Annotated in this window: 23 protein-coding genes; 21 read left to right on the top strand and 2 right to left on the bottom strand. The window is 55.7% G+C overall.

The window, feature by feature from the left end; all coding sequences use genetic code 11:
• Positions 1-67 precede the first annotated feature (67 nt).
• The 8 genes from lpdA to FE784_RS05245 all read left to right on the top strand — a co-directional run bounded on the left by lpdA (position 68) and on the right by FE784_RS05245 (position 9,740).
• A complete protein-coding gene (lpdA, locus tag FE784_RS05210; RefSeq protein WP_139601069.1) occupies positions 68-1,489 on the top strand; it encodes a dihydrolipoyl dehydrogenase in 1,422 nt (473 codons plus the stop codon).
• Between the two features lie 238 nt (positions 1,490-1,727).
• Entirely contained in the window at positions 1,728-2,738 is a 1,011-nt protein-coding gene (locus tag FE784_RS05215) for a thiamine pyrophosphate-dependent dehydrogenase E1 component subunit alpha (protein ID WP_139601070.1), read from the top strand.
• A gap of 3 nt (positions 2,739-2,741) precedes the next feature.
• Positions 2,742-3,725 carry an alpha-ketoacid dehydrogenase subunit beta gene (locus FE784_RS05220; RefSeq protein WP_139601071.1) on the top strand — a complete coding sequence of 328 codons (984 nt, stop codon included), beginning with the start codon at positions 2,742-2,744 and terminating at the stop codon, positions 3,723-3,725.
• Between the two features lie 87 nt (positions 3,726-3,812).
• Positions 3,813-5,171, top strand: coding sequence for a dihydrolipoamide acetyltransferase family protein (locus FE784_RS05225; RefSeq protein WP_139601072.1), 1,359 nt, complete (start codon positions 3,813-3,815; stop codon positions 5,169-5,171).
• Between the two features lie 250 nt (positions 5,172-5,421).
• Positions 5,422-6,561 carry a M20/M25/M40 family metallo-hydrolase gene (locus FE784_RS05230; RefSeq protein WP_139601073.1) on the top strand — a complete coding sequence of 380 codons (1,140 nt, stop codon included), beginning with the start codon at positions 5,422-5,424 and terminating at the stop codon, positions 6,559-6,561.
• A gap of 139 nt (positions 6,562-6,700) precedes the next feature.
• Positions 6,701-7,366, top strand: a complete 666-nt coding sequence (locus FE784_RS05235; RefSeq protein ID WP_139601074.1) for an NUDIX hydrolase — start codon at positions 6,701-6,703, stop codon at positions 7,364-7,366.
• Positions 7,367-7,429: 63 nt separating this feature from the next.
• Positions 7,430-8,476: a phosphoribosylformylglycinamidine cyclo-ligase gene (gene purM, locus FE784_RS05240; RefSeq protein ID WP_139601075.1), complete on the top strand. Its 1,047-nt coding sequence runs from the start codon at positions 7,430-7,432 to the stop codon at positions 8,474-8,476.
• Positions 8,477-8,615: 139 nt separating this feature from the next.
• The gene (locus FE784_RS05245) at positions 8,616-9,740 is read left to right on the top strand and encodes a DUF3866 family protein (protein WP_139601076.1); all 1,125 of its coding nucleotides are present in this window, start codon (positions 8,616-8,618) and stop codon (positions 9,738-9,740) included.
• Here FE784_RS05245 and mciZ read toward each other — a convergent pair.
• The gene (gene mciZ / locus FE784_RS42780; RefSeq protein ID WP_139601077.1) at positions 9,640-9,870 is read right to left on the bottom strand and encodes a Z-ring formation inhibitor MciZ; all 231 of its coding nucleotides are present in this window, start codon (positions 9,868-9,870) and stop codon (positions 9,640-9,642) included. The genes FE784_RS05245 and mciZ overlap by 101 nt on opposite strands.
• Before the next feature lie 134 nt (positions 9,871-10,004).
• On the opposite strand from mciZ, the gene FE784_RS05255 reads away from it, so the two are divergent.
• The 3 genes from FE784_RS05255 (at position 10,005) to spoIIM (ending at position 12,471) form a co-directional block, all read left to right on the top strand.
• The gene (locus tag FE784_RS05255; protein ID WP_139601078.1) at positions 10,005-10,562 is read left to right on the top strand and encodes an NUDIX hydrolase; all 558 of its coding nucleotides are present in this window, start codon (positions 10,005-10,007) and stop codon (positions 10,560-10,562) included.
• A complete protein-coding gene (locus FE784_RS05260; protein ID WP_139601079.1) occupies positions 10,559-11,734 on the top strand; it encodes an endonuclease Q family protein in 1,176 nt (391 codons plus the stop codon). Before FE784_RS05255 ends, FE784_RS05260 begins: the two co-directional genes overlap by 4 nt.
• A 95-nt stretch (positions 11,735-11,829) precedes the next feature.
• Entirely contained in the window at positions 11,830-12,471 is a 642-nt protein-coding gene (spoIIM, locus tag FE784_RS05265; protein ID WP_139601080.1) for a stage II sporulation protein M, read from the top strand.
• 7 nt (positions 12,472-12,478) lie between these two features.
• Here the strand turns inward: spoIIM and FE784_RS05270 are convergent, their stop codons facing one another.
• Positions 12,479-13,468 carry a LacI family DNA-binding transcriptional regulator gene (locus FE784_RS05270; protein ID WP_176705977.1) on the bottom strand — a complete coding sequence of 330 codons (990 nt, stop codon included), beginning with the start codon at positions 13,466-13,468 and terminating at the stop codon, positions 12,479-12,481.
• 892 nt (positions 13,469-14,360) lie between these two features.
• Here FE784_RS05270 and FE784_RS05275 point away from each other — a divergent pair.
• The 10 genes from FE784_RS05275 (at position 14,361) to FE784_RS05320 (ending at position 24,440) form a co-directional block, all read left to right on the top strand.
• Entirely contained in the window at positions 14,361-15,701 is a 1,341-nt protein-coding gene (locus FE784_RS05275) for an ABC transporter substrate-binding protein (protein WP_139601082.1), read from the top strand.
• 139 nt (positions 15,702-15,840) lie between these two features.
• Entirely contained in the window at positions 15,841-16,302 is a 462-nt protein-coding gene (gene fur, locus FE784_RS05280) for a ferric iron uptake transcriptional regulator (protein ID WP_139601083.1), read from the top strand.
• Between the two features lie 158 nt (positions 16,303-16,460).
• Positions 16,461-17,618: an alanine dehydrogenase gene (gene ald / locus FE784_RS05285; protein ID WP_139601084.1), complete on the top strand. Its 1,158-nt coding sequence runs from the start codon at positions 16,461-16,463 to the stop codon at positions 17,616-17,618.
• Positions 17,619-17,661: 43 nt separating this feature from the next.
• A complete protein-coding gene (locus FE784_RS05290) occupies positions 17,662-17,898 on the top strand; it encodes a DUF4227 family protein (protein ID WP_139601085.1) in 237 nt (78 codons plus the stop codon).
• A gap of 103 nt (positions 17,899-18,001) precedes the next feature.
• Positions 18,002-18,901, top strand: coding sequence for a site-specific tyrosine recombinase XerD (xerD, locus tag FE784_RS05295; RefSeq protein WP_139601086.1), 900 nt, complete (start codon positions 18,002-18,004; stop codon positions 18,899-18,901).
• Between the two features lie 181 nt (positions 18,902-19,082).
• Positions 19,083-20,255 carry a phosphopentomutase gene (locus FE784_RS05300; RefSeq protein ID WP_246131912.1) on the top strand — a complete coding sequence of 391 codons (1,173 nt, stop codon included), beginning with the start codon at positions 19,083-19,085 and terminating at the stop codon, positions 20,253-20,255.
• A 17-nt stretch (positions 20,256-20,272) separates the two neighbouring features.
• Entirely contained in the window at positions 20,273-21,100 is an 828-nt protein-coding gene (locus tag FE784_RS05305; protein ID WP_139601087.1) for a purine-nucleoside phosphorylase, read from the top strand.
• Between the two features lie 57 nt (positions 21,101-21,157).
• Positions 21,158-22,009, top strand: coding sequence for a purine-nucleoside phosphorylase (locus FE784_RS05310; RefSeq protein WP_139601088.1), 852 nt, complete (start codon positions 21,158-21,160; stop codon positions 22,007-22,009).
• A gap of 46 nt (positions 22,010-22,055) precedes the next feature.
• A complete protein-coding gene (locus FE784_RS05315; protein ID WP_139601089.1) occupies positions 22,056-23,357 on the top strand; it encodes a pyrimidine-nucleoside phosphorylase in 1,302 nt (433 codons plus the stop codon).
• A gap of 153 nt (positions 23,358-23,510) precedes the next feature.
• On the top strand, positions 23,511-24,440 hold the full coding sequence (locus FE784_RS05320) for a MerR family transcriptional regulator (protein WP_176705978.1): 930 nt from the start codon (positions 23,511-23,513) through the stop codon (positions 24,438-24,440).
• Positions 24,441-24,480: the final 40 nt, after the last annotated feature.

Below are 24,480 nucleotides of genomic sequence, written 5' to 3' on the forward strand. Positions count from 1 at the left end.
TATTTGATGTCTAATTCGCTTTTGGTACAATAAAGGCATCGTTTCGAAAGACGGGAGGAATCATCATATGTCCAAAACATTCGACCTGGTCGTGCTCGGTGGCGGTATCGGCGGTTATTCGGCGGCCATCCGCGCTGCACAGCTGGGGAAGTCGGTTGCGATCGTCGAGCGGGACAAGCTCGGGGGAACTTGCCTGCACAAGGGCTGCATTCCGAGCAAAGCGCTGCTGAGAAGCGCGGAAGTATATGCCACGATGAAGCGCGCCGACGAGTTCGGCGTTATGGCGAATGCCGTTTCGTTCGACCTCGCGAAAGCCCAGTCGCGCAAATCCGCGATTGTGGAGCAATTGCATAAAGGCCTGCAATATTTGATGACCAAACATAAAATCGAAGTCATTCGGGGGAACGGTCGCATTATCGGTCCGTCGATCTTCTCGCCAAGGAGCGGCTCCGTAGCGGTTGAACTGGAGGACGGAGAAACGGATACGCTCGTACCTGCGCAGCTGATTATCGCTACCGGATCCAGACCCGCCATGCTGCCCGGCCTGGAGGCGGACGGCAAGCGGATTATGACGAGCGACCATGCGCTGGAGATGGAAAGTCTTCCGGCCTCGATCGCGATTATTGGCGGCGGAGTCATCGGCGTGGAATGGGCTACGATGCTGCAGGAGTTCGGCGTAGAGGTGACGATCGTCGAAGCGGAGCGCCGGCTGCTGCCGACCGAAGACGAGGAAATATCCAGGGAGCTGGAGCGTTTGTTCAAAAAGAGGGGCATCCGCGTGATGACCGGCGCGAAGCTGCTGGTCGATTCCGTTGCGACAGAGGAGGATGGCGTACGGATGACGGTGGAGACGGCCAAAGGAACGGAAGCGCTGACGTCGGAAACGATGCTCGTCTCTGTCGGACGAATTGCCAATGCAGACGGGATCGGACTGGAGAACACGGATGTCCGCATAGAAAAGGGCGTCATCAAAGTAAACGAATTTCTGCAAACGACCGAACCGCACATTTACGCGGTCGGCGATGTGAACGGAGGTCTGCAGCTCGCGCACGCGGCAGGCCACGAGGGCATCGCGGCAGCCGAGCATGCCGCGGGTAAACCGACTCGCAAGCACCCGGACCATCTTGTGCCGCGATGCGTGTACACCCGCCCCGAGGTTGCATCGGTCGGCTGGACCGAACGCGAGGCGGCCGAGCAAGGCTTCGAGCTGAAGACGGCGAAATTTTCGTTCAAGCCGCTGGGCAAGGCGCTCGTATTGGGAGAGAACGACGGATTCGTAAAAGTCGTGGTGGACGCGAAAACGAACGACTTGCTCGGCGTGCATATGATCGGGCCGCATGCGACCGACCTCATCTCGGAAGCGGCGCTCGCCAAGCTGCTGGACGCGACGCCATGGGAAGTGGGCAGCGTTATACATCCGCATCCGACCTTGTCCGAGGCGCTCGGCGAAGCGATGCTGTCGGTGGACGGACTGTCCATCGGCGGATAAAGCCGGATAGGGACCGTTTTGTTCAAATTGTATTCACAAGCAAAAGCGATTATAATATACTTATAGAGTCAACTCTTAGGACCAGATACTAAAGACGATCCCCAAAAAGTGAAGTATTGCTTAGCAGTTTTTCCCAGTACTTTCCGGGGACCCCGATATTTGATCCATAACCATTAATCCGGCGAGCGAGGGCGATCTAGCGCCCGATCCGTTCGGCCGACCAGGAGGCTGAAGCCCCATGTCCATCGGTCAATTGACGAAGCACAAGCAATTGGGCCTATCCGACACGCAAGCGCTCGACATGTACAGGTTCATGCTGCTCGCACGAAAGTATGACGAACGCGCCCTGCTGCTGCAACGGGCTGGCAAAATCAACTTTCACGTTTCCGGAATCGGACAGGAGGCGGCCCAAGTCGGCGCGGCATTCGCGCTCGATCGGAACCGCGATTATTTTCTGCCATATTACCGCGACTACGCATTTGTTCTTAGCGTCGGCATGACGCCCAAGGAGCTGATGCTGTCGCTGTTCGCCAAAGCCGGCGACCCGAACAGCGCCGGCCGGCAAATGCCAGGCCATTTTTCGCACCGCAAGCTGCGCATAGTTACCGGCTCCTCTCCCGTGACGACTCAAGTGCCGCATGCGGTCGGCTTCGCGCTTGCGGCCAAAATGAAAGGCGAACCGTTCGTCTCGTTCGTCACGTTCGGAGACGGGTCCAGCAATCAGGGCGACTTTCACGAAGGCTGCAATTTCGCAGGCGTTCATAAGCTGCCCGTCATTTTCATGTGCGAGAACAACCAATACGCGATTTCCGTGCCGCTGCACAAGCAAGTGGCCGCTTCCATCGCAGACCGGGCAATCGGGTACGGCTTTCCCGGCGTGAAGGTAGATGGCAACGACGTGCTGGAAGTGTTCCGGGTTGTCAAGGAAGCGCGGGAGCGGGCGATGCGCGGAGAAGGTCCGACGCTGATCGAGGCGGTGACCTATCGGCTGTCTCCGCATTCCACGTCCGATAACGATCTCGCTTACCGGACTAAAGAGGAAATCGATATGCACCGGGGGAAGGACTCCATTCCGCGCTACAAATCGTATTTGATCGAATGCGGGATATGGAGCGAAGAGGAAGACGCGAACCTGGTCGCACAGTTGACCGCGGAGCTCAAGGAAGCGACGGAGTACGGCGACAAAGCTCCTTTTCCGGATCCGGAGCATTTGCACCGTCACGTCTATGCCGATGAAGAGGGGGAATAACCGATGCCGGTCGTGAACTATTTGACGGCGATCCGAGAAGCGATGCGCGAGGAAATGGTGCGTGACGATAACGTATTCGTACTCGGCGAAGACGTAGGCTACAAGGGAGGCGTCTTCGGCGCGACGAAAGGGATGGTCGAGCAGTTCGGCGACCTGCGCGTGCTCGATACGCCGCTTGCCGAATCGGCCATCGCCGGGGTCGCAATCGGGGCAGCCATGTACGGAATGCGGCCGATCGCGGAGATGCAGTATGCCGATTTCATGCTGCCCGCGACGAATCAGATTATTAGCGAAGCGGCGAAAATCCGCTATCGTTCGAATAACGACTGGTCGTGTCCGGTCGTCATCCGGGCCCCGATCGGCGGAGGCATTTTCGGAGGACTGTACCATTCCCAATGCACCGAATCGATCTTCTTCGGTACTCCGGGGTTGAAAATCGTCTTCCCGTCGACTCCATACGATGCGAAGGGCTTGTTGAAAGCGGCGATCCGCGATGCCGATCCGGTCCTTTATTTCGAACATAAAAAATGTTATCAGCTGGCCGAGGGCGAAGTGCCGGAGGACGATTACATCGTGCCGATCGGCAAAGCCGATGTCAAGCGCGACGGTACGGACATTACCGTCATCACATACGGATTGACCGTTCATTTCGCATTGGAAGCGGCGGGGGAATTGGCGAAGGAAGGCATCAGCGCACTCGTGCTCGACCTGCGCACGATCCAGCCGCTGGACAAGGAAGCGATCCTCGAGGCTTCCGCCAAAACGGGGAAAGTATTGATCGTTCACGAAGACAACAAGACCGGCGGCGTAGGCGCCGAGGTGTCCGCCATCGTGGCCGAGGAGCTGCTGTTCGAACTGGATGCGCCGATTATGCGGCTGTGCAGCCCGGACGTTCCCGCGATGCCGATCAGTCCCGTACTCGAGAAGCACTATATGCTCAACAAGGACAAAGTGAAGGAAGCGATGCGCAACCTCGCCTTGTACTAAGCTCTAGATAACTATCAATTTGCTCCGGCGCAAGCCCGACAATTGGGGCGGCTGCGCGCGGAGCGATTTACCCGGGAGGTTTAGCGCATGAAAGGAACGAAGGCGCAAGGCACCGAAATCGTCATTCCCCAGCTTGCGGAGTCGCTTGTCTCGGCTACGATCAGCAAATGGCTGAAGAAGCCGGGCGATTACGTGGAGCAATACGAACCGATTTGCGAGCTGATTACGGAAAAAGTGAACGCAGAGCTCCCGTCGACGGTAGAAGGCACGTTGATCGAGCTGCTGGCCAATGAAGGCGATACGGTGCCGGTCGGCGCAGTAGTCGCGTTGATCGCCGAATCCGGCGATAGCAATGGAACGGAGCAATCGGAGACCGACGCGGCCGGGTCCTCTTCTGCTGCCGGTACGCCGGCCGTTTTCCCGCCCTCGGGCGATACGGGGATGCGAAACCGGTACTCGCCCGCGGTGCAGCAGATTGCGAGCGAACACGGGATCAACCTGCTGCACCTTAACGGAACGGGGCTGGGAGGCCGAATTACCCGCAAAGACGTACTGAAATTTATCGAAGAGGGCGGAGCGGAGAAAGCGCGTGCGTCGTCTGCGGGAGCAGTCCCTGTCGCAACGCCCGCAAGCCAAGCTCCGGTTGCGAACAAAGCGCCCGAGCAGCCGGTGCGCTCGACGGGGCTGCACTTGTCCGAGGAGCCGCCGATTCCGAAAATCGAGGTCGAGAGCCGCAGAGACGACGGACGGGGAGAATACATAATCGACGTAACCCCGATCCGCAATACGATCGCTACCCGTATGCGTCAGAGCGTTGCGGAAATTCCGCATGCCTGGACGATGATCGAGGTGGACGTCACGAACCTGGTCGTCCTGCGCAACAAAATCAAGGACGAGTTCATGAAGAAGGAAGGCATCAATCTGACGTACTTGGCATTCGTCCTGAAGGCTGTCGTCAATGCGATCAAGGATTATCCGATCGTGAACTCGGTATGGGCGGTAGACAAAATCATCGTCAAACGGGATATTAACATTTCGCTTTCCGTAGGGACGGAAGATTCCGTCATTACCCCGGTGATCAAAAAGGCCGATCAAAAAAATATCGCCGGTCTCGCGCGCGAGATCGACGAACTGTCGCGCAAGGCGCGTTCGGGCAAGCTGAAGCTGGACGACGTGCAAGGAGGAACGATTACGGTCAACAACACCGGATCGTTCGGTTCGATTTTATCTTATCCGATAATCAATTACCCGCAGGCGGTCAATCTTACGTTCGAAACGATCGTAAAAAGGCCGGTCGTCATACATGACATGATTGCGGTCCGCTCGATGGCGAACATTTGCCTGTCGCTGGACCACCGCATATTGGACGGCGTCATATGCGGACGGTTTCTGCAGCGGGTGAAGGAAAATCTGGAAAGCTACTCGATCGAGACGAAGCTGTATTAAGCCGTGCCTTGCGATGCATGTGCCGCCGTGAGCCGCCCGAACAGCGGAAAAGTTACGGACCGTGATCAGAGGAACATGAAGACCGCCGACACGATAACCGAGGAAATCATCGCGAATAACATCAGGTATACCATCACTTTGACGAATGTTTTGCCGAACAAGGCTTTCAACTCCTCGAAATAGGTTATATTAGAAATCGATAAGGACATACGTATATTGTACCTTAATCCATGGCAGGGAGGAAAGTAAGATGATCCAACAAAATCGGCTGGTCGAGCAGTTTTTGCAGCTGGTACGCATTGACAGCGAGACCAAGCATGAGCAGGAAATAAGCGTTGCGCTGAAAAAGCTGTTCGGCGAGCTCGGCTTGAGCGTATACGAGGACGATACCGCCGCCGCGACCGGGCACGGATCGGGCAACCTGATCTGCACGCTGGAGGCGACGCCGGACAAGACGCATGCACCGACCCTTCTGTTCACCTGTCATATGGATACGGTAACGCCCGGCAAAGGTATCAAGCCGAAGGTGGATGATGACGGCTATATCCGCAGCGACGGTACGACGATACTGGGAAGCGACGATAAAGCCGGCATCGCGGCCATGATCGAATCGATTCAAGTGCTGAAAGAACAAGGTGTTCCGCATGGAAAGCTCCTGTTCGTCATAACGGCCGGAGAAGAATCCGGCTTGTTCGGATCGCGGGCCATGGCGGCCAATCCGCCGGAGCAGCTGAAAGCCGAATATGGTTTTGCCCTGGACTCGAACGGCAAAGTCGGCGAAATCGCCGTGGCCGCGCCGACGCAGGCGCGCATCCAGATCACGATCAAGGGGCGGTCCGCACACGCCGGCGTCAATCCCGAAGACGGAGTCAGCGCGATCCAGGTGGCAAGCAAGGCGATTTCTCGCATGTCGCTCGGCCGGATCGACTTCGAGACGACGGCCAATATCGGCAGCTTTGCGGGCGGCGGCGCGACGAATATCGTGTGCGAGCGGGTCGACATCGCGGCGGAAGCGAGAAGCCGCGAGCAAGCCAAGCTGGACCGCCAGCTGGAGTCGATGAAGCAGGCATGCGAGTCGGCCGCGCAGGAAATGGGCGCCAAAGCAGAGTTTATAAGCGAAGTCATTTACCCGGCTTACAAATACGATGAAACCGCGCCGGTCGTAAAGCTGGCCATGACGGCGATCGAATCGATCGGACGTACGCCGAAGACGTTCCATACGGGCGGCGGCAGCGACGCCAATATGTTTAACGGCATGGGAATCCCGACGGTCAATCTTGCCGTAGGATATGAGAACATACATACGACCGAGGAGCAGATGCCGATCTCCGAGCTTGTGGCGATCTCCGAGCTTGTCGTAGCCATCGTCAAGGAGACCGCAAGCAAATAAATAAGCATTTCCATATCGACTACACGCCCCTACGCGGGCGTTTTATTTTTGTTCACTTCTCCTTGACCGAGCGTATGGTATAGTAAATGATGGGAAAGAAAGAAGCCGAAGACGCTGCACATACAGGAGGAACCCTGTGATGACGAATACGAGTGAACCGTTGCGCACGATCGAAGTGTTGTCCTTGACCGACAACCAGCCTTTTTGCGCCGGGATTGTCTGGGTACGTGACGGCAAACTGGCCATTACATTGAATCCGGACGGCATGCCGGAAGAGCTGGGGGAGGGGGTACTGAGAATAGGCGGAGTCGGAGGAGGCCAGGAGCCGGGAGAATCGATTCTGGAGTGCGCGCTCCGCGAGGCGAGAGAAGAGCTCGGAAATGAGGATGTGAGGCTTGTTTCATCCGATGTCACTTATTTCCATGACATGGATACGGGGGAAATCGTCCAAGTCCGAAGTACGGATAATACCGCGCCGTTTCTGTTGGAGCGCATGACGAGCAAGCATCCGGACAAGCCGTACAGGCCGGGGCTCCCTTTCGGCCGATATGTTTATTTTTGCCTGTATCTCGGCGAGGCCGAGGAAGCTAACGTCAATCCGGACGACGACGTGGCAGGAGTCGTGTTCATTCCTTTGGAGCACGGGCGCCTTCTGCAGAAGGAAGCGTTAACGCTCGGGGAGCTGCTTGAAGCCGGCGCGGAGCTGCTGGAGGCCTACGCGATTCCGAGGCATACCCGTCTGTGGCTGCCCGGGAACGAGTCGATCCGGATCGTATTGCGGCTGTTGGAGGGACGGAGTATTTGACCAAGCCCCTTATTGACATGGTCCGATGCCACACTATAACGGAGCAGTAAAAGGAGGGTACAAATGAGCGAACAGCAAAAATTGACGTATGCGCAAGCGGGCATCAATATCGACGATACGGATGAAGTGAAGCAAAACATGGCCAAAAGCTTGGAGACGAATGACGGTCGGGTGCTCAATTCGCTGGGAGCTTTCGCGTCCTTGTTCGACTTCAAATTTCCGGAATACGACCATCCGGTGCTCGTAATGAAAACCGAGGAGCCGGGCTCGAAGCAGAAGCTGGCCGTGCAGCACAACCGGATCCGCTCGGTCTGCTACGATATGGTGAACCATCTCATTAACGATATTATCGTCATGGGTGCCAAGCCTCTCGCCGTTCAGGATGCTATCATCTGCGGATCTGTGGAGAAGGAGACGATCGGCGAAATCGTGGATGCGGTGGCGGCGGCCTGCAAGGAACAGGACTGCGTCCTGACCGGAGGCGAAACGTCGATTCAGCCGGGCGTGCTCGAGCCGGGCTCGTTCATCCTGACCTCGAGCATCGTCGGCATCGTGGACAAGGCGAACATTATCGACGGCTCGGCGATCCGCAAAGGCGACGTCGTGCTCGGAATCGCCTCGAACGGCGTCCATACGAACGGCTATACGCTCGTTCGCGCCATTATCGACCGCAAGCCGGACATTCTCGGGGAGCAGGTTGGCGGGGAAAGCTTCCTCGACGCGATTATGAAGCCGCATCTATGCTATTACCATGCTTTGAAAGGGCTTTTCGGGCTCCAAGGGCTTCACGGAATGGCCCATATTACCGGCGGAGGCATCGAAGGCAATCTGAATCGGGTCATCCCGCCGGGTTTGAATGCCTCGGTGGATTTATCCGCGATCGATATTTTGCCCGTGTTCAAGCTGATCCGCGAGGCCGGCAACGTGGACGAACGGGAAATGCAGCGGACGTTCAACCTTGGCGTCGGCATGGTGTTGGTCGTCGACGCGGGCATTGTCGGTCAAGTAAAGGAGCATTTGTCCCAATACGGCATAAACGGTGCGATCATCGGAGAAATAACCGAAGGGGACAAGCAGGTCGTCTATCGCAACCGTTTGAATTGGGAATAGCCCAGTCACCCCGTTTGCCCCGTCCTCCAATGGGAGACGGGGTTTTTCGCGTCTGTCCGATGCTCATAAAACGGCCGCTCGATCCATAGGATGGACTTGAATACGGTTTGACGCTGTGTCTGGCTGGAGGAGAGAGAGCATGATCATTTGGAAAAGAGGAACGGTAGCAGGTATTGCGGAGGAAAGAGGAGTCGTGCAGGAGGTCGTGGTTGCGACGGATGACGGTAGTACGAATCATGCCATACATTATATGGACGTCTCAAGGCCACTGCGCTTGGGAGACCGGGTGAAAATGAATGCCACGGCAGTAGAGCTGGGACTCGGAAGCGGCGGGTATCATTTTATTTCCGAGGTGGCAGGAGAATCGGATATTCCGGAAACCGATGCGGACCGTACGCCGAATCATTCGGGACATATTATGAAGCTGCGCTATACGTCGTTGCAGCGGGCCGTATTATCGGTGGAGGAGCCGGCAAGTCCGCACCATGCGGTATTCGCCGAGACGCGCACGCTAGAAGGAATGCCGGTTCTGATCGGCGAGTTGCACAGCATGCTGCCGGCAGCCGCCTTATGGATCGGGAGTAGCCGTCCACTGCATTCGCTTCGCGTATCGTACGTGATGACGGAAGGCGGCGCGCTTCCGATCTCGTTCAGCAGGCATGCCGCTCTATTAAAGGAAGCCGGGTGGATTTGCGGTACGGTTACGTACGGCCATGCATACGGGGGAGATCTCGAGGCGGTCAATAAGTATACGGCGCTGCTGGCCGCACGCCACGTACAGTCTGCGGACATAGCCATTGCGGCGATGGGACCGGGCATCGTCGGGACGGGAACGCCTTTCGGTCATACGGCTACGGAGATGGCGGAGCTGGTGCATGCCGTTCGGGCGCTCGGCGGGACTCCGATCGTCATTCCCCGGGTCAGCTTTGCCGATACGAGGGCACGGCACTCCGGGGTCAGCGATCATTTGCTTGAAACGCTCGGCAAGCTTGCCTTGACACCGGCGGTAATCCCGCTGCCGGAACAATGGGACGAGCGGGAAAAACAGGCCGTCCGGCGGCAGCTTGCCTCGTCCGGATGTGCCGAGCGCCACGAAATCGAATGGGTTCGCGAAGTTAGCCTGCACGATGTCGAGCGCTGCCTCGAATCGTATCCGGCGGGCATTACGACGATGGGAAGGGGATTACGCGACGATCCGTCGTTTTATTTGTGCGCGTGTGCTGCGGCTCAGGCTGCGCTTTCCCGCGTTCGATCGCCTGGATGAGCATCGGGAGCAGCGCGGCCAGCTCCGACTGGCCGTCGATTGCCTCTCCGGACATTTTGCGCAGCTGCTGGCGTACTTCCCATCCTTTGCCTACAAGCCGGAGATGCTTTTCGGTAACATAGCTTTTCATCGCTCATCCCATCCTCATTTTCCGATTGAAAGTCTGTTATACTAACAACGTATGCGCGGACTGGACGAGCTATGACTGCGGACGGCGGACAGGCGAAACGATAAGGAACATAACCGGATTGGAGAGATGGAAGAATGAGCGGCTACAAATACGAAGAAGTGACAATCAAGACGGAACCGGTATTCAAGGGCAAGGTCATTTCCCTGCAAGTCGAACATGTGAAGCTGCCCAACGGTGAGACGGCTACGCGCGAAGTAGTGAAACATCCGGGAGCGGTTGCGGTATTGGCGATACACGACAATAAAATGATCGTCGTCGAACAGTATCGGAAGGCGCTCGGGCGCAGTCAGGTGGAAATACCGGCGGGCAAGCTGGAACCGGGGGAAGATCAAACGGAAGCGGCGAAGCGGGAGCTGGAGGAGGAGACCGGCTACAGCTGCGGCGAGGTTCGTCTCATCAGCTCTTTCTATACGTCGCCCGGATTCGCGGACGAAATATTGCATCTATACGTAGCGGATACACTGACGGCGGGCACGGCGAAGCCGGACGAGGACGAGTTTCTCGATTGCGAAGCCATTACGCTCGATACCGCCAAGCAATATATCAAGGAAGGTCGAATTAGCGATGCGAAGACGATTGCCGCCGTATACGCCTGGCAGCTGCACCTCTTAACCGGCTCCTATACGCTATGAACAGTTATTTTGTCGACCTGCATATCCATATCGGACGAACCGAGAAGGGAGCGCCGGTCAAAATAAGCGGCAGCCGCGATTTGACGTTTTACAATATAGCCAAGGAAGCGTCCGAACGCAAAGGGATCGAAGTGATCGGCATTATCGATTGCCATTCTCCGGCCGTACAGGAAGAAATCATGCACTATCTGGATATCGGGCAGATGGAGGAGCAGCAAGGAGGGGGCATCCGGTACAACCGGACGACAGTCATGCTTGGCAGCGAAATCGAAGTAAGAGACCCGGGAATGGGACCGGCCCACTTGCTTGCCTATTTGCCTACGATCGCAGATATGCGGGAGTTTACCGAATGGATGCGTCCGCATATGAAAAACGTCGGTCTTAGCTCCCAGCGCATATACGTTTCGGCGCGCACGCTGCAGGAGGAAGTCGTCGGCCGCGGAGGCCTGCTCGTTCCCGCACATATATTCACTCCCTACAAAAGCGTGTATGGAAGCGGGACAACATCGCTCGCCAACCTGCTGGACCCCGACAAGGTAGCTGCGGTAGAGCTCGGACTGTCGGCGGATACGGAAATGGCAAGCTGCTTGTCGGAGCTTGACCGTTACTCGTTCGTGACGAACTCGGACGCCCATTCGCTCGGTAAAATCGGCCGGGAATACAACCGGCTGCTAATGGCAAACCCGAGCTTCGACGAATTGAAGCTCGCGCTCGCCCGCGAGGAAGGACGCAAGGTCGCGGCGAACTACGGATTGAATCCGCGCTTGGGCAAATACCACCGCACATATTGCGACTCATGCGAATCCGTACTCGACGAAGCGGATACGGCAGTAGACCGATGCTTGTATTGCGGAAGCGCCAAAATCGTCAGGGGAGTCATGGACCGGATACGGGCAATCGCCGACCGGGGGGCGGGACAAATCGCACCGCATCATCCGCCCTATTTCTTTCAAGTGCCGCTCGAGTTCATTCCCGGGCTCGGCAAAAAGAAGCTTCAAGCGATGCTGGATACGTTCGGAACGGAAATGAATATTTTGCACAGCGCATCCGCACAGGAAATCCGGGAGGCGGCGGGAGAAGATATCGCTTCGGCCATCATCCGGGCTCGGGAAGGCAGTCTTGCTTTCGAGGCCGGCGGCGGAGGGCGTTACGGGAAAGTATCCAGGCCATAGTGCTCCCAAAAGTGAAGCTTGTCCGGAAACGGGAATCATAGTTTCCTTCCCTTGTACATATGCTGGAATCAGTAGGACAAGGGGAGGAAGCCGACATGAATCGAAACTATCGGATGCGACTCTATATGAAGGACCATTTGCCGCTCTATTTGTTCGTCTCGGTGCTGTTCGTCATGGGCGTCGTCTTCGGCGCGCTGATGGTGAACGCGCTGTCGCCCGGTCAGAAGGAGGAAATGGCAAGACACATCAACAGCTTCATTCAGATCGTCAATCAAGGCAGCGAATTCGGCGGCCAGACGACGTTGTGGGAGTCGTTCTCCCTTCATCTGAAATGGATCATGCTTATTTGGGTGCTCGGGTTATCCGTTATCGGACTGCCGCTCATTTTTCTTCTGGATTTTTTGAAAGGCGTCCTGATCGGATTTTCGGTCGGTTATTTGGTCGGCTCCTTGTCGTGGAAAGGCATGCTGTTCGCCTTCGTCTCGATTGCGCCGCAAAACCTGATCGTTATCCCGGCCCTCGTCATGTGCAGCGTAGGGGCGTGCGCCTTCTCCATATATATCGTAAAAAATCGGTTTATCCAGAAGCGCGGTGCGCTCTACCCCATGTTCGTCCGGTATACGTCGATGGCGTTCAGCATGGCGGCGCTGTTGTTCGGTGTAGCTCTGTTCGAAGCCTATTTGTCGCCGGTCATGATCAAATGGGTGACGCCGATGCTGGTCGCTCAGGCAGGATAACGCTCTCTCATTCCGTCAGCGCGGCGGTGGAGGGACGGACGATCAGCTCCGAAGGCAGCGTCTGGTCGTACCACTCGCACTCCTTCTGTTCGGTAGAGACGTCCAAGAGCAGCTTGATCGACTGCTCCGCCAATTGCTCAAAGCTTGGACCAACGGCCGTGATCGGGACATCCAGCAGCTTCTCCATCTCGGGCAGCGTCTCGTACGCTACGAGTGAAAAGTCCTCGGGAACGCGCAGCTTCAGCTTCCGGATAATTTGGATGAAAGGGAACAAATAACCGTGGCTGTCTACGATTACGGCGGTAGGTTTCGAGCTTTTGTCGTTATGGACCAGCAGCTTGGCGATGTGCTCTTCCGGCAGCTGGGCGTTATGAACGTTAATAAAATAATCGGGATCGTATTCGAGCCGATTTTCGAGCAAACCTAACGTGTACCCCATTAATTTGTCGGTTGCGACTCCGACGAACGCAATGCGTTTGTGCCCGAGCTCGGCCAGATGCCGAACCGCCTTCATGATCGCGTCCTTCCGGTCGACCGCCAAGCGGTGGGCTCCCTCAACGCTTCCTCCTCCTATAACTAGCATTTCGCCTTGAAATCGCTGCTTTTCCTGCAGAAACTCCAGGCTCGGCTTCCATCCGGTGCCGCACCAGTAAATGATTTTCTCCACCTGATGTTCGTTGAGCTGGCGCATCGCTTCTTCGGGCTTGGCGAACGATACGAGAATATAATAATCGCGGGAAGCGGCTTGACGTTGAATTTCGTTGCATAAATGGTTGAAGAACAGTCCGACCGGGGGATACCAAATAATCCCGATGCTGTTGGCTTTCGTCCCCGATATCCGTTTGGCGGCAAGTCCGGCGGCATAATTCAATTCCTTCGCAATCGTGATAATTTTATGGCGGGTCGCGTCCTTGACGCCCGGCTCGTCGTTCAGCGCTCTCGATACGGTGGCGGTCGTTACGCCGGCCGCTAGGGCGATATCTTTTAAAGTAGTCACGGAGTTCTCCCTTTCCATATGGTCGCGAATCGACCTTATGTTCTCTCGTATATCATAGCATGAGATGGAAATAAAAAATAGTTGCGGAAAATGTAACGATTACAAATTGTTTTTATAAATTACGTAAAATACAACTTTACATTTTTTTGTAACGGATTTATTATGGGATAAGAAAGATGCGAAAGCGGTATAGGTTTCATGTTGTTCCGCGAAGCGGCTTTGCGTCTGAAATCACCGAATCATCATAGGCGAGGGAGGCTGGAAGCTCTAAATGTAATCGCTTACAAATACTTGCTGAAGTATAAATATTTCATCGATTTCAAGAAGTATTTTGCAAAGCGGAGTGCAAAATAAGCGATAAAATGTGCAAATACTTTAATTGGTATGGTTGCAATAATGTAGGTAGTTCATCGGTTTGAATCAGGGAAATGAAAAGGGGGCGCCACAAATAAACGTGAAAACGGGAGCAACGGACGATTTGAAAAAAATGGGTTGCTCGAAATGGAAGCGGTTGCTATAATCTCCGTAAGGAATCATAATAGTAATCGATTGCCAATCCGGACGTCAACCCCAATGAGTGGTCGTTCATCGAAGCAAGGGTATTTCTCAACCAATCTCGAGGAGGATTTTTGTTACGGGAATCGGATTTACGGTCGCTCGAGAAAATCGGCTGCAAGGAGGTGAACAAAAGTCAGACTTCGGGCCTCATACTGCAAAGACGATCGACTTCGGACGTCCAGCTTGCATGAATCCTCATAATGAAAGCGGTTACGAATCGTAAGGGCTCAATGATTCTGTCCAAATTCGAATCCTGATAGACCTTTGGAAATCGATTGCTATCGCATCGGGCATTTAAGGAAAATCGGATATGAAATGATAAGGGGGATTTCTCTTGTTTAAAAAACGAATGATGATGCTGCTCTCCTGTATAGTCGTGGCGGGGTCGCTGGCGGCTTGCTCGAATAGCGGAAGCGACGGCGGAAAGGCCGCGGATCCGGGAGACAAAGGAACTTCGACGAAAGATATTACGAAAGATCCGGCGGAGGTCGTGTTCTATTCCAATAACGGCGATCCCGTGGAAAGCTTCGATTACCGGTTCGGCAACGCGCTTCGCAAAAAGTTTCCGAACTGGACGATCAAATATATTCAGCGGACGGGCGCGGGTACTCAGCTTAACGATTTGATCGCAAACGGCACGAAATTCGATATTTTCTTCCAATCGATCGGCAATTTCGAATCGAACGCCTTCCCGGCGGGCATTCAATACGATATGACCGATATGATCAAAACCCACAAAATCGACTTGAACCGATTGGACCCGACCGTAGTCGATGCGGTTAAGCAAGCGTCGGGCGGCAAGTTCTACGGGCTGCCGGTGTTCACGAGCAATCTGGTGCTCTATTACAACAAATCGCTCTTCGACAAGTTCGGGGTCGCATATCCGAAGGACGGCATGGCATGGAGCGAAATGGTCGAGATGTCCAAAAAGCTGACGCGGAACGACGGCGGAACGCAATATTTCGGCTTTACCCATTCGCCTACCCATACGATAAGGATGAATCCGATGTCGATCCCCGATGCGGACATGACGAACGATACGCCTACGATCAATAAAGACGAGCGTTGGAAAAAATATTTCCAAGCTTATTATTTGGACCCGATGCGCGTTCCCGGTTACCTCGACGGCATTAAGAAAATCAACAAAATTCCGGATATCAATATGTTCGTCAAAGATCAGACCGTAGGCATGTTCGGCTATTTGTCCAGCCTGATCTATGTTTGGGAGCAAGAGCTGAAATCGCTCAACTGGGATATCGTCTCGCTTCCGACGGTAGACAAAGGAATCGGCTCGCAATCTTACCCGGCTTATTTCGGCATGACGAACATGGCACGCAACAAAGAAGCGACTATGGAAGTGCTCAAATATATGATTTCCGACGAATTCCAGACGGAGATGGCGCGCAAAGGCATCATGCCGGTGCTGAACAACGAAACGGTCAAGAAAGAGCTCGGCAAAGAATCGCCGTACAAGGACAGAAACTGGAATGCGGTGTTCTTCAACAAGTTCGCGACGATCCCTCCGAAAGCGGGCTACGATACCGATCTCGTCAATCAATACGTTTCGTTCGGCAACCAAATCGCCTTGGACAAAATGGATTTGAACACGGCTCTGCGGAGCGCCGAAGAAGAGTCGGTCAAAAAGATCGCAGAATATAAAAGCAAAAACAAATAACCGACTCAATTAAAATGATTCTAAAAGGTTTGACTTGTTTTGTTCCTCCCCCTATAATGAAAATGGCGGCGATTACCGCTGAGAGCGGGAATCCGACGGTAATTGGCATTACGCGAATGCGCTCAAAAGGGGGAGGAACATGGAAGCGCGTATCGAAAAAATCAAGCAGTCATTGCAGTCCAAAGGCTACAAGCTGACACCCCAGCGCGAAGCGACCGTGCGTGTATTATTGGAAAACGAAGAGGACCATTTGAGCGCGGAAGACGTCTTCATGCTCGTCAAGGATAAAGCGCCAGAAATCGGGTTGGCTACCGTTTACCGTACGCTCGAGCTGTTGAGCGAGCTGCATGTCGTCGAGAAAATGAACTTCGGCGACGGGGTTGCCCGTTACGATTTGCGAAGCGAGAGCAACCATCATCATCATCACCACCTCATATGCGTGCAATGCGGGGCGGTCGACGAGATTATGGAGGACTGGCTGACGCCCCTCGAGGAACGTCTGGAGCGGGAATACCAATTCAAGGTACTGGACCATCGGTTGGACTTTCAAGGCATATGCCACCGGTGCAAAGACAAAGCATTACCTCCCGAAGCGGAGTAATTTAGAAATCCCCGGCAGCGGCAACCCCGCTTGTCCGGGGATTTTTGCATTCGCGGCGAATGTGCCGATCGGGTGGGGAGGAAGGATAGTTTGCAGACTTCCAACGCATGCTATGAAAGGAAGCCCGTTCATAACCAGCACTACCGTGAGGTGATCAGATGGTTGCAGCGAATCGTTATATCGTAGGCGTACCGAAAGAAATCAAAAACAATGAATTCCGCATAGCTCTTACGCCGGGAGGGGCGCGCATGCTGACCCATTCCGGGCATGAGGTGCTGATAGAAACGGGTGCGGGACTCGGCAGCGGCTTTACGGATGAGGAGTACAGGAACGAAGGCGCCCGGGTCATATCGAATCCCGCAGATGTGTGGGGGCAGGCGGAGCTGATTCTTAAGGTGAAGGAGCCGCTTCCGTCGGAATACGGCTATTTCCGCGAAAATCAGATTGTGTTTACGTATTTGCATCTTGCCGCGGAGGCGGAGCTGGCCCATGCGCTCGTGCAACGCAAGGTGACCGGCATCGCATACGAGACGATTCAGCAGCCCGGCGGAGGACTGCCGTTGCTAACGCCTATGAGCGAGGTGGCGGGACGGATGTCCGTTCAGATCGGGGCGCACTTTCTCGAACGGTTTTACGGCGGGCGCGGCGTGCTGTTGGGAGGCGTTCCAGGCGTTCCGCCCGCGGACGTCGTCATACTGGGCGGCGGCATCGTCGGCACGAACGCGGCCAAAATGGCGCTCGGGTTGGGCGCGAACGTCGTGATCGTGGAGCGGAGCGGCGATCGGTTGCGATACATCGACGACGTATTCGGGGGGCGCGTAAAGACGCTCATGTCGAGTCCGTACAATATCGCCGGCGTAGTCCGGCAAGCGGATCTGCTGATCGGAGCGGTGCTCATTCCGGGTGCCCGCGCGCCAAAGCTGGTCTCCGAGGAGATGGTCCGGACGATGAAGAGAGGAGCGGTGATCGTCGACGTCGCCATCGACCAAGGCGGATCAATCGAGACGATCGATCGGGTGACCACCCACAGCGATCCGATTTATGAAAAGCACGGTGTCATCCATTACGCGGTGGCCAACATGCCGGGGGCGGTGCCCCGCACCTCCACTTTGGCGCTCACCAATGCGACGCTGCCATACGTGATGGAGCTTGCGGATAAAGGATTCGAGATTGCGATACGCGATAACGCGATGCTGAGGCTGGGCGTCAACACCCATGGTGGAAATATTACGTATCAAGCGGTCGCCGAAGCCGTGGCGCTGCCGTACGTCTCGATAGCGGACAATCATAAATCGCCGCTTCCCCTCATAACCTAACCGTGGGAGCATAAATACCTTAACGGCAGGCGGGGGACAAGCCATGATGATTATCCGTTTCAGAAAATGGTGGGTTCGGACGAAATATATCGCGGTTTTTGTAATCCTGACCGTCGTTCTGTACGAATTGTTCCGTATCGTCGGAGGATGGATCGAGCCCGCGGGACGATACAGGGAGCCGATGGGGAAGGCGTTGAAGGTGTTCAGTCAGGACGAATCGGCCATGGAGCCCAAAACCGCGATCGAGCGCTTGTTGTTTTTTTACAAGTACGGAGAATGATGGTTGAGGCAAACTTTTGTTCGTCTCCGGCAGGAAATCGTTCCTTCATGTTGAATAGATTGTTAACAAGAGGAACGACATACTGGGGGAACGACTTGTCGCGATGAAGAGACATTTGCATAACTTTATACATTACCTCACCGTGGAACGAGGACTCGCTCATAATACGCTTGAATCGTACGAGCGGGATCTGATCCACTACTTGGGATATATCGATAAGCAAGGCGTGCGGTCGCTGGAGGAGACGGGCAAGTTCCACATCGTCCAATATTTGCAGGAGCTGAAGCAGCTTGGCCGCGCTCCGGCCACCTTGTCGCGCAACATTGTCTCCATTCGCGCCTTTTACCAGTATCTCGTAAGGGAGCGACTGATCGTCCAAGATCCGTCGGTCCATATGGAGACGCCGAAGCTGGAGAAGAGACTGCCCAAGGTGCTGACCGTGGAAGAGGTCGAGCGGCTGCTTGACGCACAGGAAACGACTGCCGCCGCCGGCATGCGGGACAAGGCGATGCTGGAGCTGTTGTATGCGACGGGGATCCGGGTGTCGGAGCTGATCTCGCTCAATGTCGGTGACGTCAATATTGAAATGGGCTTTATCCACTGTACGGGCAAAGGCTCGAAAGAACGGATTGTTCCGCTCGGCCGGATCGCCGCGGTATGGCTGAGCCAATATATCGAATCGGCCAGGCTGCACCTGCTTCGTCAGGAAAAGTCGGAGGAAGCGTTGTTCATCAACCATCTGGGCACCCGATTGACCCGTCAAGGCTTCTGGAAAATCATGAAGCGATATGCCAGGGAGGCGGGGATCGACAAAGAAATTACGCCGCATACGCTGCGTCACTCGTTCGCCACTCATCTGCTGGAGAACGGAGCCGATTTGCGGTCGGTTCAAGAGATGCTGGGCCATGCCGATATATCCACGACTCAGGTGTACACTCACGTAACGAAGTCGAAAATGAAAGAAATATACGATCGCACTCATCCGAGAGCGAACATGACTTAAGCGGGCCCGGGGGCCTGCTTTTTTGTCGGCATCAAGAATGAGGGAGTCCGTTGAGGCGCCAAGCAGAGTCGGGCCCCGGGTACGTTACGGGGTTCTTTTGCATTCGTTTCGGCGTCGTGAGATAATATGGAAAACCGTTTTGCCAGTCGGCCGATACATTGCCCAAGCGGAGGGAACAACCTTGACTTTTCAGCGCATCGCATTAATCGTACTGGACAGCGTCGGGATCGGCGAGCAGCCCGACGCCCCCGTTTTCGGAGACGAGGGTGCCCATACGCTCGGTCATATTGCCGAACGGGTTCCTTCTTTTTCATTGCCGAATATGGAAAAGTTAGGTCTGGGGAATATAGCCCCATTGCAGACAATTAACGAAGTCGACTATCCAGCGGCCTATTACGGCAAGATGGCGGAAGTGTCGGTCGGCAAAGATACGATGACCGGTCATTGGGAGCTAATGGGCTTGCGGGTGACGATCCCGTTTCAAACGTATCCGGACGGATTTCCCGAACCGTTGATCCGTTTGTTCGAGCGGGAGACGGGGCGGAGCGTAATCGGCAACAAGCCCGCATCGGGCACGGAAATTATCGAGGAGCTTGGCGAGGAGCAATTGCGGACCGGCTCGTGGATCGTATATACGTCGGCGGACAGCGTCTTTCAAATCGCCGCGAACGAAAATATCATTCCGCTGGAGGAGCTGTACGAAGCATGCCGGATCGCCCGACGGCTGACGATGGGGGAATATGCCGTCGGCCGTGTCATCGCGCGTCCGTTCGTCGGCCAGCCCGGAGCGTTCAAGCGGACGCCGAACCGGCACGATTATGCCGTCAAGCCTCCAGAGCCGACGGTCATGAACAGGCTCAAGGAAGCGGGGCTCGACTGTATCGCGATCGGCAAAATAAACGACATCTTCTCCGGCGAAGGAGTAACCGCCGCTAGGCCTACGAAAAGCAACGCACATGGGATCGAGGAGACGATTCTTGCATTGGAGCAGCCGTTTCACGGGCTTGCGTTTACGAATCTCGTCGATTTCGATTCCTTGTACGGCCACAGACGCGATCCCGACGGATATGCCCGGGCGCTTATGGAATTCGATGCCCGTTTGCCGGACATCATGGCCGCCATCGGCCGGGACGACCTGTTGATTTTGACGGCCGACCACGGCAACGATCCGATCCATCCCGGTACGGATCATACGCGGGAATATGTGCCGCTGATCGTCTGGAGTCCGCGCTTGCGGACGCCGGGCCCGCTCGGCATTCGCGCGACGTTCTCGGATGTGGGCGCGACGGTGGCGGACAATTTCGGCGTAGCCGCGCCGGGGCATGGCACGAGCTTTCTTGCCAATCTTGTATAATGACGGGGAGGTACTGCATGAGCGATCTTTCGATGGAACACCGAGTTTCGGAGGCCGTACGGTTTATCGAGGATGAAATCCCGTATACTCCCGAAGTCGGTCTTATTCTCGGTTCGGGACTCGGGGTGCTGGCGGATGCGATGGAGGACGTAACGGTCATCCATTATGAAGAAATACCGCATTTTCCGGTTTCTACGGTTGAAGGACATGCCGGCGAGCTGCTCGTCGGTTCGATCCGGGGCAAGAAAACCGTTCTGATGAAGGGACGGTTTCATTTGTACGAAGGCTACGACGTAGCGACCGTCTCTTTCCCGGTGCGCGTCATGAAAGCGCTGGGTGTCAAGTCGCTGCTCGTCACCAACGCGGCCGGCAGCGTCAATACGTCGTTTGCCCCGGGGCAGTTGATGCTTATTCGCGATCATATCAATTTCATGTTCCGCAATCCGTTGATCGGACCTAACGAGAATGCGCTGGGCGTTCGCTTTCCCGACATGTCCGAGGCGTACAGCGCCGAGCTGCGAACTATAGCCCGCGATGCTGCGGCCGAGCTGGGCTTGGAGCTGCAAGAGGGTGTCTACGCAGGACTGCTCGGTCCAAGCTATGAGACGCCGGCGGAAATTCGCATGCTTCGCACGATCGGTGCAGACGCTGTCGGCATGTCGACCGTGCCGGAAGTAATTGCCGCCCGGCATGCCGGAATCGAGGTGCTCGGCATTTCTTGCATCACGAACATGGCCGCGGGGATTCTTGATGCCCAGCTGTCCCATGCCGAGGTCATGGAAACCGCCGACCGGGTAAAAGAAAGCTTTCTCGGTCTCGTATCAGCCATTATCCCGAAGCTGTAAACCTTATTCCGCGCAGCGGAATCTTCGAACTATTATAGGCGCAGGAGGGTATACTTCATGGAATTGTCGTATGTGGAACAAATCAATCAGGCGGCCGGTTTCATCCGATCCCGGATCGGCGGCCGTCTCCCTGCCATCGGACTCGTGCTCGGCTCCGGATTGGGGGATTTGGCCGATGAAGTGGAGGATGCGGTCAAAATCGATTTCGGGGACGTACCGCATTTTCCTGTATCGACGGTAGAAGGTCATGCGGGAAGGTTCGTGATCGGCACGCTCGAAGGAAAGCCGGTCATCGTCATGCAAGGACGATTCCATTACTACGAAGGCTATCCGATGCGCAAAGTCGTTGCGCCCATATACGTGATGAGGAAGCTCGGCATTCAAGCTTTAGTCGTTACGAACGCTGCCGGAGGAATGAACCGTGCTTTCCGGCCGGGCGATCTGATGCTGATCTGCGATCATTTGAACATGACGGGGGATCATCCGCTTATCGGCAAAAACGAGGCGGAGCTCGGTCCGCGCTTCCCCGACATGTCCGAGGCGTACAACAAATCGTACAGGGAGCTCGCTCATCGGATATCGAGCCAAATCCGGGGCGATGACGGCAATGCGCTGGAGCTCCAGGAAGGCGTATATTGCGGCATCAGCGGCCCTTCCTATATGACGCCGGCGGAGCTGAAAATGCTCGCCAGGCTCGGTGGAGACGCAGTCGGAATGTCCACGGTCGCCGAGGTGATCGCGGCCAGACATTGCGGATTGAACGTGCTCGGCGTGTCCTGCATAACGGATATGGCGATCGGCGAGGAGCTAGAGCCGCTTTCCCACGAGCAGGTTATGGAGGTGGCGAACCGGACGAAGCCGAAATTCGCCGCTCTCGTCAAATCGTTCGTACGCGTCGTGAGCATATAGCAGCAAGCGGCAGGAACGGGACAGCCGGGTCAAGGAGGCAGCGGACATGAGAATGGTAGATCTGATTCAGCACAAACGCGACGGCGGACGCTTGACGCGGGAGCAAATTTATTATGCCGTTCAAGGCTTTACGCGGGGAGACATCCCGGATTACCAAATGTCCGCTTTTGCGATGGCCGTCTTTTTCCGCGGCATGGACGAAGAGGAAATTGCCGACCTGACGATGGCGATGGTCAATTCCGGAGACGTCGTCAGCTTGGCCGGCATTACGGGAATAAAGGTCGACAAGCATTCGACCGGCGGGGTAGGGGACAAGACGAGTCTTATCGTCGTCCCGCTCGTGGCCGCCGCCGGCGTTCCGGTCGCCAAAATGTCCGGCCGCGGCCTAGGTCATACGGGCGGCACCGTCGATAAGCTGGAATCGATCCGAGGGTTTCGCATCGAGCTGCCGAACGACCGGTTCGTGCGCAATGTCAACGAAAACAAAATGGCTTTGGTCGGGCAGAGCGGCAATCTGGCTCCTGCCGACAAAAAGCTGTACGCGCTGCGCGACGTAACGGCGACGGTGAATTCGATTCCGCTGATCGCGTCCTCGATCATGAGCAAGAAGATCGCTTCGGGCGCGGACGCCATCGTTCTGGACGTGAAGGTCGGCTCGGGCGCGTTCATGAAATCGTATGAGGATGCGAAGGCGTTAGCTTCCACGATGGTGTCGATCGGCAAAAGCTTGAAGCGCAGAACGATCGCCGTGTTGTCCGATATGAGCGAGCCGCTCGGCACGGAGGTCGGCAATGCGAACGAGGTCGCGGAGGCAATCGAAGTATTGCGCGGCGGCGGCGATACGCGGCTGAGGGAAATTTGCCTGACTTTGGCCGCGTATATGACGGTGGCGGGCGGAGCTTACGGCAATTACGACGAGGCTCGACGCGCACTGGACGAGCTGCTCCATTCGGGCCGCGCCGTAGAGACGTTCCGCAAGTTCGTGGAAGCGCAAGGCGGCGACCCGGCGATCGTCGACGATCCGGGGCTGCTACCGCAAGCTGCGGTGCATGTCAGCGTAAGGGCCGAACGGGAAGGGTTCGTTCAGTCGATCGATGCAGAGACGGTCGGCGTGACCGCCATGCTGCTCGGGGCAGGGCGGGCTACGAAAGAAGATTCCATCGACTATTCGGTCGGGATATCGCTCCGCAAAAAGGTGGGCGATCCGGTCAAATTCGGAGATGTGATCGCCGTCATCCACAGCAACCGGGAGCAAAACCAGGATATTGCCGAACGGCTGATCGGCGCGTATACGATCGTGTCCGACAAGCCCGAGCCGGTTCCGGTCGTGCATTCCGTCATCGAGTAAAGCCCTACGTAAGATCGAGGACTGTCCCTGATTGGAAAGGGACGGTCTTTTTCGTTTTGGCAAAGTCATTTTGTAAACGGCATGCGTATGCTGTATAGTATTTGTATAAATATTGGGCGGAATTCGTTCGGAGGAAGGAGAGATCGTCGCTGTATGTACAATATTAAAACGGTAGTGAAGCTGACAGGCATTCCGGCCGTCACGATACGGGCATGGGAAAACCGATACGGCGCGGTCGATCCGGAACGGACGGAGGGCGGCCATCGGCTGTATTCGGAAAGAGATGTCGACGATTTGCGCTGGCTGAAGCGGGCGATGGAAGAGAAGGACATCAATATCAGTCAGGCGGCGAGATTGCTGAAGCAGGCCAAGGAGGAACGGCGAGAACCCGCGACGGCTGCGTCGACGGTCTCGGCGGCGGTGGCGGAGTTGCCTCGAAGCACGTTCGATCTGATTAAAAATCCGCTGTACGACGCTCTCATCCAATACCGGACGGAGGAAGCGAACCGTCTCATCGACAAAGGGTTCGCGCTGTATGCTTACGAGGATATGTTCCACCACGTGCTGGTTCCGATTATGTATCAGGTGGGGGACGAGTGGGAGAGCGGCAAAATCAGCGTGGCGCAGGAGCATTTCGTCAGCAATATGATTTATGAGCGCTTCCACGCTTTTTTTCGGGTGCTGCCGATCCAAGGCAATTTGCCGAGGGCGGTCGCCTTTTGTCCGGCGGGGGAGCGGCATCAGCTCGGACTGCTGCTGTTCGTCCTTTATTTGCGCAGACAAGGGATGGAGGTTTTGTATTTGGGAGCGGATACGCCTTTGGACGGCGTACTGCAGGCGATCGGCAGCAAGCAGGCCCGATATGTATGCTCCTCGTTGACCGGCAAACGTTTTCTGGCCGCGTCAGTGGAGATGTTTGACAACATTTCCGCGGAATATCCGGATATCCGCCTCGTGCTGGGGGGCAAAGCTTTCGCGGAAGGTAAGCATCCGTATAAGCAGTATGTGTTGAAGGGCGATCCGGGGAGCTGGGAGCGTTGGTTTGACGAGGAGATGGCGGAAAGAAACTCTCAGTACGGGTAGGCACAGTCATATATGCTCCTCATTCGCGTTTGAAGCCGGG

Source organism: Paenibacillus hemerocallicola (assembly GCF_006265175.1).
Taxonomy (GTDB): Bacteria; Bacillota; Bacilli; order Paenibacillales; family NBRC-103111; genus Paenibacillus_AB; species Paenibacillus_AB hemerocallicola.